This window comes from Urbifossiella limnaea, from assembly GCF_007747215.1.
Lineage (GTDB): Bacteria > Planctomycetota > Planctomycetia > Gemmatales > Gemmataceae > Urbifossiella > Urbifossiella limnaea.
The window spans coordinates 418,786-433,261 of the sequence record NZ_CP036273.1 but is presented as its reverse complement, the minus strand read 5'-3'; the positions used below and the strand labels follow the sequence as shown (position 1 = coordinate 433,261).

15 protein-coding genes are annotated in these 14,476 nt (G+C 71.9%); 7 read left to right on the top strand and 8 right to left on the bottom strand.

Going from position 1 to position 14,476, the window contains the following annotated elements:
- Nucleotides 1–135: 135 nt before the first annotated feature.
- Complete coding sequence (locus ETAA1_RS01900) at nucleotides 136–1,599, bottom strand: SWIM zinc finger family protein (protein ID WP_145233824.1); 1,464 nt, start codon at nucleotides 1,597–1,599, stop codon at nucleotides 136–138.
- A gap of 232 nt (nucleotides 1,600–1,831) precedes the next feature.
- Between ETAA1_RS01900 and ETAA1_RS01895 the strand changes: the two genes are divergently transcribed.
- The 3 genes from ETAA1_RS01895 to ETAA1_RS01885 all read left to right on the top strand — a co-directional run bounded on the left by ETAA1_RS01895 (nucleotide 1,832) and on the right by ETAA1_RS01885 (nucleotide 4,939).
- Nucleotides 1,832–2,023, top strand: a complete 192-nt coding sequence (locus ETAA1_RS01895; protein WP_145233822.1) for a hypothetical protein — start codon at nucleotides 1,832–1,834, stop codon at nucleotides 2,021–2,023.
- Nucleotides 2,020–3,084, top strand: coding sequence for a methyltransferase domain-containing protein (locus tag ETAA1_RS01890; protein WP_145233820.1), 1,065 nt, complete (start codon nucleotides 2,020–2,022; stop codon nucleotides 3,082–3,084). Before ETAA1_RS01895 ends, ETAA1_RS01890 begins: the two co-directional genes overlap by 4 nt.
- A 91-nt stretch (nucleotides 3,085–3,175) precedes the next feature.
- Nucleotides 3,176–4,939 (top strand): FkbM family methyltransferase, encoded by a 1,764-nt coding sequence (locus ETAA1_RS01885; protein WP_145233818.1) that lies wholly within the window; start codon nucleotides 3,176–3,178, stop codon nucleotides 4,937–4,939.
- A gap of 86 nt (nucleotides 4,940–5,025) precedes the next feature.
- Here the strand turns inward: ETAA1_RS01885 and ETAA1_RS01880 are convergent, their stop codons facing one another.
- Both ETAA1_RS01880 and ETAA1_RS01875 read right to left on the bottom strand, forming a co-directional pair.
- The gene (locus tag ETAA1_RS01880) at nucleotides 5,026–6,312 is read right to left on the bottom strand and encodes a glycosyltransferase family 2 protein (protein ID WP_145233816.1); all 1,287 of its coding nucleotides are present in this window, start codon (nucleotides 6,310–6,312) and stop codon (nucleotides 5,026–5,028) included.
- Nucleotides 6,313–6,417: 105 nt separating this feature from the next.
- On the bottom strand, nucleotides 6,418–7,176 hold the full coding sequence (locus ETAA1_RS01875) for a phytanoyl-CoA dioxygenase family protein (protein WP_145233814.1): 759 nt from the start codon (nucleotides 7,174–7,176) through the stop codon (nucleotides 6,418–6,420).
- Between the two features lie 138 nt (nucleotides 7,177–7,314).
- Between ETAA1_RS01875 and ETAA1_RS01870 the strand changes: the two genes are divergently transcribed.
- Entirely contained in the window at nucleotides 7,315–8,580 is a 1,266-nt protein-coding gene (locus ETAA1_RS01870) for an acyltransferase family protein (protein ID WP_145233812.1), read from the top strand.
- 15 nt (nucleotides 8,581–8,595) lie between these two features.
- Complete coding sequence (locus tag ETAA1_RS01865; protein ID WP_145233810.1) at nucleotides 8,596–9,858, top strand: acyltransferase family protein; 1,263 nt, start codon at nucleotides 8,596–8,598, stop codon at nucleotides 9,856–9,858.
- Nucleotide 9,859: 1 nt separating this feature from the next.
- Here the strand turns inward: ETAA1_RS01865 and ETAA1_RS01860 are convergent, their stop codons facing one another.
- Nucleotides 9,860–10,507, bottom strand: a complete 648-nt coding sequence (locus ETAA1_RS01860; protein WP_145233808.1) for a methyltransferase family protein — start codon at nucleotides 10,505–10,507, stop codon at nucleotides 9,860–9,862.
- Nucleotides 10,508–10,578: 71 nt separating this feature from the next.
- On the opposite strand from ETAA1_RS01860, the gene ETAA1_RS01855 reads away from it, so the two are divergent.
- Nucleotides 10,579–11,052: a low affinity iron permease family protein gene (locus ETAA1_RS01855; RefSeq protein ID WP_145233806.1), complete on the top strand. Its 474-nt coding sequence runs from the start codon at nucleotides 10,579–10,581 to the stop codon at nucleotides 11,050–11,052.
- A gap of 16 nt (nucleotides 11,053–11,068) precedes the next feature.
- On the opposite strand, the gene ETAA1_RS01850 is transcribed toward ETAA1_RS01855, so the two are convergent.
- From ETAA1_RS01850 to ETAA1_RS01840, 4 genes are all read right to left on the bottom strand, one after another.
- Entirely contained in the window at nucleotides 11,069–11,479 is a 411-nt protein-coding gene (locus ETAA1_RS01850) for a magnesium chelatase subunit ChlI family protein (protein ID WP_145233804.1), read from the bottom strand.
- A gap of 211 nt (nucleotides 11,480–11,690) precedes the next feature.
- Nucleotides 11,691–12,050 (bottom strand): hypothetical protein, encoded by a 360-nt coding sequence (locus ETAA1_RS31365; protein WP_202920591.1) that lies wholly within the window; start codon nucleotides 12,048–12,050, stop codon nucleotides 11,691–11,693.
- Complete coding sequence (locus ETAA1_RS31360; protein WP_202920590.1) at nucleotides 12,047–12,490, bottom strand: hypothetical protein; 444 nt, start codon at nucleotides 12,488–12,490, stop codon at nucleotides 12,047–12,049. The genes ETAA1_RS31365 and ETAA1_RS31360 overlap by 4 nt, the downstream gene beginning before the upstream one ends.
- 57 nt (nucleotides 12,491–12,547) lie before the next feature.
- Entirely contained in the window at nucleotides 12,548–13,225 is a 678-nt protein-coding gene (locus tag ETAA1_RS01840) for a hypothetical protein (protein WP_145233800.1), read from the bottom strand.
- Between the two features lie 449 nt (nucleotides 13,226–13,674).
- Here ETAA1_RS01840 and ETAA1_RS01830 point away from each other — a divergent pair, with 449 nt between their 5' ends.
- On the top strand, nucleotides 13,675–14,403 hold the full coding sequence (locus tag ETAA1_RS01830; RefSeq protein WP_145233798.1) for a hypothetical protein: 729 nt from the start codon (nucleotides 13,675–13,677) through the stop codon (nucleotides 14,401–14,403).
- Nucleotides 14,404–14,476: the final 73 nt, after the last annotated feature.

Genomic DNA, 14,476 nt, shown 5'->3' with positions numbered 1-14,476 from the left:
AGGCCTGGGAGCCGGCTCGCAGGCCTTCAGCCTGCACGACCCTTCCCACCCCGTACCCAGGGCGGCGGTGCTGCGCACCTTGCCCTGGGCTGAGGGCTGTCAGGCCTTCGGCCTGAAATCGACCCGACCCAACACTTACAGCGTCAGCCGAATTACCTCGTGCTCCGTCACCAGGCTCAGCGGCTTCACGCGCAACTGCCGCGTGTCCAGGTCGTGCCGGAAGCGGGCGATCATCGTCTGCCCGGCGAACACCGCCCGCGGCAGCAGCGGCAGCATCCCCAGGCTCGGCGGCTCCTCCGACATGCCCACGTCGGTCAGCACCAGCCGGTTCCCCGCGGCGTCCTCGATCACGTACTCGCCGCCCACCTTGCCGAGCGTCTTGTAGTTCAGCGCCAGGATCGGCGTGCGGTCGGCCAGCGGCGCCTTCAGCGCCGTCTTCACGTCCTTCACCGCCGCGGCGAAGTCGGAGCGGCCGTGGCCGCGGACCTTCAGCAGGTCGGCGGCCTCCAGCGGCCGCGTCGTCGCGGCGTCCCAGCGGACGCGCGGGTTCACGCTGCCGGGGTACACGCACAGTTCCTTCACCCGCACGACGCCGTACACGCTGTCCTCGGCCTTGATGAACTTCAGCGCCTTGTACGGCCGCAGCGTGTTCGTCACGCGGACGGCCCCGTTGCCGAGCGTCATCCACACGCCGGTATCGACCAGCTCCTGCCGCGCCGGGTCGTCGTGCGAGTTAAACGCCAGTTGCACCAGTTCGGCGTCCGCCTCGACGAGGCCGCGGGCCTTCAGCTCGGCGAGCTGCCAGGCGTGGCCGAGCCAGGCGGCGATGGCGCTGTCGGTCGGCACCGCGAGGTCGGGGTCGTCGAGGCGCTTCGTCAGGTACGCCCGCCCCTGCTTGATGACGGCGTGGAGCCGGGCCAGCTGGTCGAGTGCCTCGGTGTGCGTCCGCTCGGTCGCCGCGGCGCTCGGCTTCTTGGACGAGAACTTGCCCCCGTCGTCGGCGAACAGGTTCGTGTAGCCGTGGAGCGCCATCCGGGCGCCGGGCAGGTACGCGTCGCCGAGCTTCTTCGCCTGCTCCTCCATCTGCTTGGCGAGTTTCGCGGTCATGTTGCCGACGCCGAGGCGGACCGCGTCGTGGACCAGCTTCTCCAGCACGCCGATGCCGTCGAGCTGGGCCTTCACCTTCTTGGCGAGCGCGGCCGTGTCCACCTTCTTCGGCTTCGCCGGGGTCGCGGCCACCTCGGCCTGCTTCTCCTTGCGGGCGGTCAGCTTCTCGCGCTTGGCTTGCAGGTCGGCGGGGACCACCGCCGTCGTGAACGGCTTCTTCTGGGCGTAGGCGTAGAGCAGGCCGAGGCAGTGCTTGCACGGCGTCTGCCGGCTTGGGCACGAGCAGCGGAACGTCGGCTGCTCGGGCCGCACGAAGTCGACCGAGCACTGGTACGGGTCTTTGCCGCTCCCCTGGCACTCGCCGAAGAGCAGGTCGTCGTCGGCCGTGTGGAGCTTGTTGAACTTCTTCTTGGCGACGAGCGCCTTGCCGTTCTTGGCGGCGTCGGTGTTGGTGGCGAGGGAGTCGACGGCGGCTTCGTCGAGGGTGATCATCGTGTCGCCCGGGGAGGGTGTGGGTGGGAATATAACGGCGCGTGCGGCCGCACGCAAACGGCGTAGTTCGGAAATGAAGAAAGCTCACGCAGAGGCGCAGAGACGCAGAGAAAACAAGAACAGAGTTCGGTTTGAATCTCGCCGGTCTTCTCTGCGCCTCTGCGTGAGAATCGTCTTTTCGTCGTGACGCGCCACACGCCCACCGGGCACTACCACGGCGGAGGGGGCGACGATGTCCGCGACCCGGCCGGGGGCGATCCTCCGGCAGCTGCACCCGGCCGACCCGGACGACGCGCCGCTGCTGGCCCAGTTCGCCGGCCGCCGCGACCCGGCCGCGTTCGCCGCCCTCGTCCGCCGGCACGGGCGATGGTCCTCGCCGTGTGCCGCCCGCGGCGCCGCGAGCGGCGGTAAGATGCCCCCATGACCCCCTGGCACGACCCCGCGCTGCTCGCCCGCCTGGCCCGCGTCCGCGCCCCGTGGGACGCCCTCACCGCCCGCGTCGTCCGCGCCGCCGTGGCGCGCTTCGTTCCCCCGGGGCTGCTCGTCGAAGTCGGCGCCGGCGGCGGCCAGCTGCGCGCGTGGCTGCCGCCCGACCGCGCCGCCGACACCACCCACACCGACACGTCCGCCCCGTTCCTCGACGTGCTGCGGGCCGACTACCCCGACGCCGCCGTGGCGCTCGCCCCCGTCACGGCGCTGCCGTTTGCCGACGGCGCGCTCGCCGGCGTGCTCGGGCTGTGCGTCCTCGACGCGCTGCCGGACGCGGCCGCGGCGCGCGACGAGTTCCGCCGCGTGCTGCGGCCCGGCGGCGTCGTGCTCCACGTCCTCGACCTGGCGACGAGCCCCGGCGGCGCGTTCGCCGAGCTGATCGCCCGCGGCGAGTTCCCGCTGCCGAACTTCGCCCGCGACCCCGGCGTGCTCGAAGCCCTCACCGACGCGCAACGCGCGCTGCTGCCGGCGGCCGACGACTTCGACGAGGTGCTGGCGGTGCCGTGGGCGGCGTACTCGCGGTTCGCGGGGATGTGGGCGGCGGCGCGGCACCCGCTCGCGGCCGACGTGCTGGCGTACGCCGACCCGGCCGACGCCGCGGCCCTCGACCCGGACGCGCTGGCGCAGCGGTTCATGCACTTCCGCAACAACCCGGACCGCCTCCGCGTGCTGTACCGCGCCCTGCTCGGGCTGACGCTGACGGCCCGCCAGCTCGGCCGCGACTGGCCGCTGCGCGGGCTGTCGCTGCGGGCGCACCTCCGCGACCGGCTGACGCGCACGTTCGCCGGCGGCTTCGAGGTGGTGTTCGCCGGCCCGGTGCTGGCGCGGGAGCCGGCCGCCGGCGAGAACGTGCTGCGGCACGCGGGGAAGACGGTGCCCGGCGCCGCGGCGCTGCCGGCGGCGACGGCGGTGGACGAATGGGACGGACCGGCCGCGCCGCCGACCGGGGCGTGGCGCGCGACGACGGTGGAGGTGTTCGCGGCGCGGCGGGCGTGAGGGCGGGTCGCCGGCCGTTCGGGCCGCGGCTCGACTGGCGGCTCGCACCCGATTCGGCTATACCGGGCGCCCACGCACTGCGGACGCGCCCATGACCCCAACCGACCTCTCCGGCGTCACCTTCGTCACCGCCCCCGGCCGCTTCCCGCGCCGGCCGTTCGCCCTCGTCCGGGACGCCGGCTTCGTCCCCGAGTCGCTCGGCTTCATCCGCCCGTTCGCCCCCGACGTCCCCTACCACGGCACCGTCCCGGCCGACGCGCCGCTCCAGACCGTCCCCGCCGCCGCGGACCTGGTCGTGTCGTCGGACCACTGGTACGACGCCGTCACCGACCTGCTCGCCCGCGGCGTGCCGCCCGGCCGCATCACGGTGCTGCTGAACCCGTTCAACGACGAGGTCGGTTACCTCGAAATCGCCCGCACCTGCCCCGACCACGTCGCCGAGCTGGTGGACCCGGCCGTGCCCGTGGCGCGGAAGATCGCCCTCCTGCGGCCGCACCTGCTCCGCTTCGGCGCGGCCAGGCGGTTCGACGGCGACGCCGTCGTGTGGGACCCCGAGCACTACTTCTTGCCGTACCAGCAGCTCGTGCGCGACAACGCGGCCGCCGTCCACGACGTCACCGCCGCGCTGGCCGACCCCGCCAGCCGCGAGGCGTACCAGACGGTGCTGTACGGCCGGCCCGAGGAGCTGCTCACGCACTTCCTCGGCCGCGTGTTCCACGAGCAGCAGTACGTCGAGGTGCCGAGCCTGAAGCCCGGCGACGTGATCGTCAACGCCGGCATCGCCACCGGGTGGGACGTGCCGTACCTGGTGGCCGGCACCCGCGGCGTCGGCCGGCACATCCTCCTCGACCCGCTCCCGGCGCTGACCGCCGAGGACGGCCCGTGCGGGCGGCTCGTGAAGCGGCTCGGCCTCGAATACGTCGGCTGCGGGTTGTGGGACCAGACCGACGAGCTGACCTTCCAGGCCGACGAGTACGGCATGCTGCACACCGGGACCAACACGCTCCCCGCCGGCGCGCCGGTCCACCGGGCCCAGCTGCGGCGGCTCGACGACCTGGCCGGCGAGTGGAAGCTGGACCGGCTCGACCTGCTGAAGATGGACATCGAGGGCGCCGACCTGCGTGCCCTGTCGGGGATGCGCGCCACGCTGACGCGGCTCCGCCCCCAGATCGCCGTGTGCATCTACCACTCGCCGGACCACATGTGGCTCATGCCCCGGCTGCTGATGGACCTGCTGCCGAACTACCGGTTCTACGTGCGGCACTACAGCTACACGCGGTTCGAGTGCCTGCTGTACGGCATCCCCGAGGAGCGGCTGCCGGCCGCGCCGCCGGACCGCTCCGGGGGGTTCGACGAGGCGCTACGCGCGGCCACGTGCGAGAAGTTGATGCCGGGCGAGCCGCGCGCCGCGGAGGCGGCGCTGGACGCGGCGTTCGCGCGGAGCGACATCGGCCAGCCGACGCCGACGGTGGAGATCGAGGTCGGGCGCGAGCGCTTCCTGGGGACGGGCTGGGGCGTGGCGTGTCAGAGCCGCACGCAGACGTGGCGGTGGGTGGGGCCGGACGGCGAGGCGGGCGTGTACCTGACGCTCGACCCGACGAAGGACCACCTGTGCCGCTTCTACTTCCACCACGTCGAGACGCAGGCCGGGTTCGACGCGGCCCGGCTGGAGGTAAACGGGATGCGGGCGGCGGGCCGCGAGATCGGCAAGAGCGGCGACTACCACTACGCCCAGTGGCGGATTCCCGCGGCGGCGGCGGTGCGGACGGGCGGCCGGTGCCGGCTGCGGTTCACGACGGCGCCGGGGCCGCGGCAGGTGGCGGTGTCGGCGGTCCACTGCTGGCAGGCGGGGTGAGCGAGTGTTTCCGTAGATCGGGTCGAGTCTTCGAGACCTGACGGCGAGTCTATCGGCGTGCCGGAACCCCGGCGGAAGCGCCGGGCCTACGCCGCCGCCCGCGGGCGGTCGGCCGGCCGCGCGGCGGCCGCCTTCTCCTCCCGCACCTTCATCCGTAGCAGCAGGTCGTTCTGCGCCAGCAGTTGCCGCTGCACGTCGATCAGGTCCGCCAGGTGGTGCTCGATCCGCTCCAGCCGGGCGTGGTGCAGCGGCCGCGAGAAGCGGTCCAGGGTGCGCATGACCTTCGCCGCCGCCCGCCGCGCCCGCGACTTCCAGAACGGCAGCGCCGGCGTCGCCTTGCGGATCGCCACCCGCGCCTTGGCCGCGGCCGCGCGGACCACGGGCTCGGGGTCGTGTCGCTTCACGCCGCCGAGCTGGTCGTAGTGGCGGAAGGCGTCGCCGGCGTACCGCGCCAGCATCGCCGCGAGGCCGGCCCGCACGTCGGCCTCGGGCTCGCGCAGCACGTTGGAGGCGTGCGCCAGCGTCGTCACGCGGAGCGGCGGCAGCAGCTCGTCGGGCAGGTCCGGGTAGGTCGCCGCGGCGCGGACCAGCTCGGGGCCGAACTGGCGGAAGATGCCGCTGGCGGTGAAGCCCCACAGCACGTCGCGGTACTCGGCCGACGCGACGCGGGCCAGCAGCGTGTGCAGCACCTCGCGCTGGGTCTTCTTCCGCTTCGAGTTCTGCGAGTACGACTCGGGCACCTCGCGGACCACCGAGCAGCGCTCGGGGATGAACCCGACGCCGTAGCGGAAGGCGATGACCTGCAGCGGGAACCAGTCGCCGTGCCAGCGGAGGTCGGCGTGGTAGCCGCCGGCCTCGAGGAACGCGGCCTTGCGCCACACCACCGGGCCGGGCACGCCGCACGCGGTCATCCGCGGGGCGACCTCCTGCGGCGTCATGACGCACGTCTCGTCGGCCCAGACGCCGGGGGAGATGACGCGGAGGCGGTCGTCGTCGTCGAGGCACTCGGCGAGGCCGACGACGACGCCGGCGTCGGGCTTCGCCGCGAACAGGCCCATCGCCTTCTCGAAGTAGCCCGGCAGCACGTAGTCGTCGGACGCGGCGCCGAACACGTAGTCGGCGCGGCTCAGGTCGAGCGCGCGGTTGAGGGTGGCGATGACGCCGCGGTTCTCGGGGTTCTGGTAGAAGCGGACGCGGGGGTCGCGGCGGGCGTAGTCGGCGAGGATGTCGCGGCTGTTGTCGGTGGAGGCGTCGTCGATCACGACGAGCTCCAGGTCGCGGAACGACTGGCCGAGGATGGCCTCGACGCACCGCGGCAGGTAGGCCGCGTGGTTGTAGTTCGGCAGGATGACCGACAGCTTCGGCGCCGGCATGTCGTACCCGGTAGAGGTGCGGCCGGGGGACCGGCGGCCGGGGGGTGATACCACACCCCGCCGGGGCGGGACAACCCCAACGGGGAAAGCTGGGCGGGCTGCGCGTCACGCCGCGGCGCGGCGCAGCTCGGACAGCCGCCGGGCGCCCTCGTCGGCCCGGTACGTGATCGTCACCTCGATGCTCACCCGGCACGTCGTCCCCACGTTCAGCGCCCCGCCGTGCAGCAGCGCGTCGTGGAACATCACCAGCTCGCCGGGGGCCAGCGGCAGCAGCTCCATGCCGATCTCCTCCGGCGACTCGTCCAGCACCGGCTTCATCTTCCCGTGCTTGAACTCGAAGTGGTGCTTCCACCGGTCCGACGTGTGCGAGTGGCCCTTCACCGTCAGCCCGTTCTTGCCCGGCTCGGTGAACACCGCGATCCACACCTTCAGCCGCTCCTGGTCGGCGGCGATGCTGCCGTTGCCGGCGTCCCAGAACCACTTGTCGGCGTGAACCGGCCCGACGTCCGACGCCGCGTTCGGCCGCACGACGCGCCACATCAGGTCGTCGGCGTACACGGCCGCGGACGGCAGCACGGCCCGGATGCGGCGGAAGAAGCCGAGCCGCTCGAACACCGGCACGGCGCTGGCGGGCGGCACGCGCTTCTCCTTCGCCCAGAACGAGCCGTGGTCGAACGGGATCGGCAGCGTGTGGTAGTTCTGGATGCCGACGGCGGCGGCCTGCTCGGCCAGCTCCGGGGCGGCGCCGCGGATGTGGCCGAGGTACTGGTCGGTGATGACGCCGCGGACCTCGGCCAGCTCGGCCGGGGTGAGGGCGTCCAGGGCGTACCCGCGGCCGTCGTTGACCTCGGTCCAGAAGCTCATCGCCGCGTCCTCGGGGGGGTGGGGGGACGGCGCCGTTTACCCCCGCGGGCGCGGCCGTGTCAACCCCGGCCGAGTGGGGTTGACGGCGCGGCGGCGGCGGCCGATAAGCACGGCCCCCGGCGCCTTGAGGTGTGGTGCATGGTCCCGACGACGCGGCCGCGGCTGGAAGCGCTCACCGGCCTGCGGTACATCGCCGCCGTGTGCGTGCTGCTGGCCCACATGAGCCACAACCTCCCGGCCGGGTTCGGGAAGTCGTGGCTCGGCGCGCTGTCCAGCATCGGCATGCCGCTGTTCTTCTGCCTCAGCGGCTTCCTGATGGCGTACAACTACTCGCTCCCGTTCCGCCAGAAGTTCGGCCGCACGCTCTGGACGTACTACGTCGCCCGGTTCGCCCGCATCTACCCGGTGTACGTCGCCTGCCTGCTCCTCAGCTTCTCGTTCATGGGCAACTTCTTCCACGACCTGCGGGACCACCGGGAGGACACGCTCAAGACCCTGGCCTACCAGGGGACGCTCACCCACAGCTGGGTCCACGTGCCGGTGTTCCAGGACGACCACAAGCCGCGGACCGTCTGCCAGGGCTACCTCGGCGTCGCGTGGAGCGTCAGCACGGAGGCGTTCTTCTACCTCGTGTTCCCGCTGTTCGCGCTGCCGCTGGCGAAGTTCGTGAGCGGCCGCGGGCGGATGCTCGCCGGCACCGCGGTCGTCTACGCCGTCTACCTCCTCGCCGTGTACCTCGTGTACCGCCGTGTTGCGCCCGAGGCGTTCGGCGCCGGCAACTTCAACATGAGCCGGGCGTGGTGGAAGCTGTACCTGAGCCCGTACATGCGGTTCGGCGAGTTCCTCATCGGCGCGCTCGCCGGGCAGTACTTCCTCCTCCGCGCCGGGGAGCGGCCGGCGACCGGCTCGCGGTGGTGGGCCGGCGCCGGCCTGCTGGCCGGGGCGGCGGCGCTGCTGCTGGTGCTGAACTTCGTCGTCCACCGGCCCGACAAGTTCGGGTGGACGACGCGGCCGCGGCTGCTGGAGCTGATGGCGTACAGCGTGCTGTTCGCGCCCCTGTGTACGGTCATCATCTACCAGTTGGCGGCGCTGCCGTCGCTGGCCCAGCGGGCGCTCGGGTGCCGGCCGATGGTGGTGCTCGGCGAGATGAGCTACTGCCTGTACCTGCTCCACCCGCTCGGGCAGAGCCTGTTCTACCCGCGCGCCGCCGGCGAGGGGCCGATGACCGACAAGTACGTGGTGCTTTACAACAACCTGGCGATGGTGGTGGGCCTCCACCTGATGTGCCTCGGCATGTACCGCTACTGGGAGGTGCCGGCGCGGGAGTGGCTGCGGGCCAAGCTCGACCCGAAGCCGAAGGCGCCGGCGCTGACCGTGGTGCCGGCCGAGCGGCGCGCCGCGTAACCGGAGGTGCGTCGCATGGTCCCGTCGTCCCGCCCGCGGCTGGAGGCGCTCACCGGGCTCCGGTACGTCGCGGCGCTGACCGTGCTGTTGGCCCACATGGGGCACAACCTGCCGGCCGCGCTGGGGGGGCCGCAGCTGAGCGTCCTGTCCGCCGTCGGCATGCCGCTGTTCTTCACGCTCAGCGGCTTCCTGATGGCGTACAACTACTCGGCCCCGTTCCGGGAGCGGTTCGGCCGCACGCTGTGGGGCTACGCCGTCGCCCGGTTCGCCCGCATCTACCCGGTCTACATCGTCTGCCTCCTCGTCAGCTTCTCGTTCTGCGGCACGTTCTTCAACGAGCTGCTGCTCTTCCCGGCGGACACGCTCACCACCCTGGCCTACCAGGGGACGCTGACGCACAGCTGGGTCCACGTCCCCGTCTTCCCGACCGGCAACCCGCGGACGGTGTGCCAGGGGTACCTCGGGGTGTCGTGGAGCGTCAGCACGGAGGCGTTCTTCTACCTCGTGTTCCCGCTATTCGCGCTGCCCCTGGCGAAGTTCGTCACCGGCCGGGGGCGGATGCTGGCCGGCGTCGCGGCGGTGTACGCGGCGTACCTCGTCGCCGGGTACCTCGTCTACCGCCGCGTCCCGCCCGAGGCGTTCGGGTACGCCGACTTCAACATGAGCCGGGCGTGGTGGAAGCTGTACCTGTGCCCGTACATGCGGTTCGGCGAGTTCCTCATCGGCGCCCTGGCCGGGCAATACTTCCTCCTCCGCGCCGGCCGGCCGCCGGCGACCGGGGCGCGGTGGTGGGCCGGGGCCGCGCTGCTGACGGCCGCGGCCGTGGCGCTCGTCGGCGGGAACTTCCGCCTGCTCCTGCCGCAGGAGTTCGGCGCCGGCCCGACCCCGAAGTGGCTGTTCTTCCCGTCGCAGAACGTGCTGTACGCGCCGCTGTGCGCCGTCATCATCTACCAGCTGGCGGCGCTGCCGTCGCTGGCCCAGCGGGCGCTCGGGTGCCGGCCGATGGTCGTGCTCGGCGAGATGAGCTACTGCCTGTACCTGCTCCACCCGCTGGCGCAGAGCCTGTACCACCCGCGGACCTTCGGCGAGGGGCCGCTCCAGGCGCTGCACGTGGTGGCGTACAACAACCTCGGCATGGTGGTGGTGCTCCACTTCCTGTGCCTGGGGGTGTACCGCTACTGGGAGGTGCCGGCGCGGGAGTGGCTGCGGGCCAAGCTCGACCCGAAGCCGAAGGCGCCGGCGCTGAGCGTGGTGCCGGCCGAGCGGCGCGCGGCGTAGGTCAGAACACGCCCGGCACCAGCCGCCGCCGGACGCGGCGGGCGTAGTCGGCGTAGCCCGGCAGCTCCGCGACCAGCATCCGGTCTTCGAGCACCGCCCGCCGCACGAACAGCGCCACGAACCCCAGCGCCGGTAGCAGCGCCACCCACGACCCGAGCGCCAGCCCGCCGGCGAGCGCGGCGAGGATGGTCGCCGTGTACCCGGGGTGGCGCACCACCCGGTACGGGCCGGCGTCGGCGACCTGCTGCCCGCGGTCGGCCTGCACCCGCACCGCCGACGAGTAGAACCGGTTGACGCGCACCGCCCACAGGTTCACGCACAGGGCCGCCGCGTACCCCGCGAGCCCGGCGGCCCGCAGTTCCCACGGGACGGGGCTCCACCCGAGCCGGGCGTCGAGGCCGGCCAGCAGCCAGTGCGAGCCGAGGAACACCGCCGCCAGCGGCCGCGTGAGGCGGTCGCGGTTCGGCCCGCCGGGGGCCACCCGCTCGCGCACCAGGCCGGGGTCGGCGGTCCACACCAGGATCACGTAGAAGCCGACGAGGGTGGCGAGGAGCCCCCACACGAACGGCAGGTCGAGCCGCCCCGCGGCGGCGAACACGACCCCGCCGACGACCGCGGCGAACGCGACGGCGCGGGCGACGGCGGCCATCGGCTACCCCCCACGAATCGTTGGTCGGCACCGGTGCATCGGAAGTGTAGGGGCGAACCAGGGGGCGGGCGATGAGCGGCAAGCGGGCGGGCGTGCTGGAGCGGATGTCGGGCTGGGCCACCAAGTGGACCGGGAGTTCCTACGCCTTCGCGCTGGCCGTCGGCATCATCGTGGTGTGGGGGCTCACCGGCCCCCTGTTCGGCTTCACCGACACCTGGCAGCTGGTCATCAACACCGGCACCACGATCGTCACGTTCCTGATGGTGTTCCTGATCCAGCGCGGGCAGAACAAGGACAACCAGGCCATCCAGCTGAAGCTGAACGAGCTGGTGGCCGCGGTGAAGGGGGCGAGCAACCGCCTCATCAACGTCGAGGACCTGACGGAGGAGGAGGTGCGGGTGCTGCACGAGCACTACGGCAAGCTGGTGGAGCTGGCCAAGCGGGACACGAAGCTGACGGTGTCGCACTCGATCGAGGACGCCGAGCAGGACCACGCCGAGAAGCTCGCCGGCCGCCGCAAGGGCGGCGGGGTGAAGCCGGCGTGACCCGGCGGCCCGGCCGTCACCCCGCCCACAGCTTGCGGTCGAGGGTGCGGTAGCCGATCGCCTCGGCCAGGTGGTCCGGCGTCACCGCGGCGCTGCCGGCCAGGTCGGCGACCGTCCGCGCCACCCGCAGGATGCGGTCGTGGGCGCGGGCCGACAGCCCCAGGTCGTCCATCGCCGCCTTCAGCATCGCCTCGCCGTCCGCGTCCAGCGCGCAGTGCTTGCGGATCAGCCGGCCCGTCATGCGGCCGTTCACCGCCGAGCCGTCGCCGCCGAACCGCGCCCGCTGCCGGTCGCGCGCCGCCAGCACCTGCTCGCGCATCCCGGCGCTGGGCGTGCCGTCCGCCTTCGCCGTCAGCTCCGCGAACGGCACCGCGGGCACCTCGACGTGCAGGTCGATGCGGTCCAGGACGTGGACCAGTCTGCACATTGCCCATCCCCTTCACCGTCCATGTCGTCCCCCAGCTCAACAAGCACATCTGCCCCGAAGTGCGGGCGAGAGTCATCGCCTTGCACCAACAGGGGTTGCTGCCACGCCAGATAGGCCACCAGACCGGCCTCAACCGCAAGCAGGTCGCCCGCGTGCTCGCAGCCGAGGGCATTCACAGACTGCCATACGCTTCAGCCACATCGGTACTGTCTCAGATTCTCGAACTCCGTGAGCAGGGACTGCCCATCGGCGAAATCAGTGCGAGGGTGGGCTTCTCTAAAGGCGCAGTCGGCCGTGCGCTACGTCGCAGGAGGTCGAAGTAGTTGAGGTTTCCGCCGGTCAGGCTCGTGGTCCCGAGGGCCTTGGCCTGGGTGAGCAGGGAGGCAGGCGGGCGCTCATCGACGTGCTCGCGCAGCGAGACGCCGGCCTGCCGAAGAGCAGTCGCCAGAGCGAGCACCGCCCACCGAGGAACCGGCCGCGGCGACCCCTCCGACACGGCCGCGACGACCGCGGCCAGCGACCCGGCGGCGTTCCAGAGGATGTTGAAGTCGGCATCGTCTACCACGGTCATGCCGGCCGCTCGACGAGGCGCCGCAGGAGCTCGGCTTGCGCCCGCCGCTCCTTCTCCCACCGCGGCCCGTCGGTGTCCCCCGCCGCAGCAATCGCCGCCGACCGGGCCGTCAGCTGCGCCGCCTCGACCGGGTCGTGGAACCACGCCACCGTCGCCGCGAGGTACGCCCCCCGCGGCCCGGGTTCCGCACCCTGGACCCGGTGGTAGCCGGCCTGGAGGGCCTCCAGCGCCGCGTCCGCCTCCGGTGCGGCGGCGGGGTCCTCGGCGGCGCACTCGACGGCCTCCACGGCCCGGCGGCAGTCGTCCTCGGGCATCAGGCCCCAGACGCGGCGGCAGCAGGCCGCAGCGAACAAGCGGAGGGGCCGCTCGGGCGTGTCGGCTGGGAGGGCGGCAATCAGCGCCGCCGGGTCCTCACAGGTGCGCCACTCGTCGTCCGACACGCCCGTCCTCTGTCTGGTGTATGTCGGCTGCATCCGGTTGTGGGCCTGGGGCCCCTGTCAACGGTCCGACGGCTCCCTTCCCACCTTCCGCCGCATTGACGCCACCGAGGCGTAGCTCCTACCCGTCCGTTTCGCCACCTCGGCGTCTGGCAGTTCACCCAGCAGCGCGAGCTCCCACTCGGCCCACTCCTTGCGTGGCGCCCGCGGCTTCCCCTTCTTGGCCTCCGACAGCTTCCGCCGCGTCTCGTCCGACGCCGTTGCGCCGAGTCGCGCCTGCCGCATCGCGTCGATGACGTGGTCAGGACGCGGCTTCCCGAGCTTCGCCTCCCGAATCTTGCGGACCCGCTCGGGGTCACGGGCCTTCGCCCACCCCCGCTCCCGCGCGGCCGCCATCGCCTCCGACTCGCGCAGCGCCTCGGACTTCAGCAGGGCGGTGCCCTGGGTCATCTGGCCGACGCCGAGCGCCTTCCGCCACTTCGACACCGTCTGAGCGGTGACGCCCCAGTAGAAACAGACGGCCGCGGACGACTCCCGCCGGACGGCCGCGGCCAGCCCGGCGTACACCACCAGCGCCCGCCCCTGGCTCGCCGGCCGCTTCCCCACCGGCCAGGGGATGCGGGCGCACGTGAGGCCCGTGATGAGCACTTCCCCTCGTACCTCGCACATGACGGCGTCGCCGTACTTGAAGGCCGGGGTAGAGTAGGTGCCGAGGAGGCGTGGCGGGTCGTCTGGCATGGGGGTCACGCGGCAGGGGCTATGCACGCAGGGGAGTCGTTCTGGACCTTGTTCACGGCGGGGCCGACACGGACGACTTCCAACAGCCCAGCAGGGAGTGGCCGTAGTTCGGCCAGGAGTTCCTGCTGGGTCGTCTCGAAGCCCTCCGCTGGAGGGCTGCTCCGGTGGGATGACGGCGGGCAACCGAAATCCCCGACAAAATTTGGGCGGGGAGCCCGGTGACGGCCAGGGCGCGAGCCGGTAGAGCGCTCTGCCGATGTCGGATGCCACACCTTACGGGCGACCGGCATCGCGAACCACATCCAGAACGGCGGGACGCAGTAGAAGGCCCAGCAGCTCGCGAACCTCGAGTCGGCCCGCACTACATGGACTTACGACCGTCGAGACGATAAGCTCTCGCTCAATGAGGTCGAGAAGATTTCCATCTGGCCCAGCTCGCGGGTGCCGCCGTGCCGACCCGTCCGCCCTTTCTCGCCGTGGTGGCGGAACGAGTCGCCGAGGTTGAGCGGCACGTGTGGGGCTGCCTTGAACAGCGGCTTCGGCCGCTGTGGGCGTTCGATGGCCCCCCCAGCGACTCCGGCTACACGCCGCTATTCCACTACGTCAAGCGAATGACCCCAGCCGTCTTCGCAGGGCTCGGGGACTGCCGTCCGTTCTTCGAGGAGATGTTCGGCCTCCCCTCTGGCTCACTCGTACCCCACCACAAGGAGCCGAATGAAGAAGCCGGGGGTCTCGCGGAACGGCTTCTCGATTTCACGATGCGGAGCTGGGAACCAGCCATCGAACGACTCGATTTCGAGCCGCTGGCGGTACCAAAACCCTACGGCATCGCTCTCGCCGCCGAATCAGAATGGGGGAAGTACAACAGCCCCGAGACCACCTTCCGAATGGTACTCGATGACTTCCTGAAACTCCTTGATGTCCAGGCCCCGGTGAAAGTCGTCGTTTACGGCTGCTTTCTGGATAGCGAGCGGGGGAATGCCGAGAGCGTCCGAGCTCGCTTCGAGTACGTGCTCAGGACGCTCAGCGGGTACACCCCCGGCGAGGTGTGGCTTTTCGCGGGATTCCCGTGGTGGGGTAACGATACATGGGCCGTTCGGGTGCACGTCGCCCGTGCCGGCTCAGACGGCCTACGGGTGACGGTGCCCGAATGGTGGCCCGGCCCTGATGAGGGCTAGGGGGACAGTCAAGCACTTCAGCCGCCCAGACGATATGCTCTCGCTCGGCGAGGTCGAGCGGATTACCATCTGA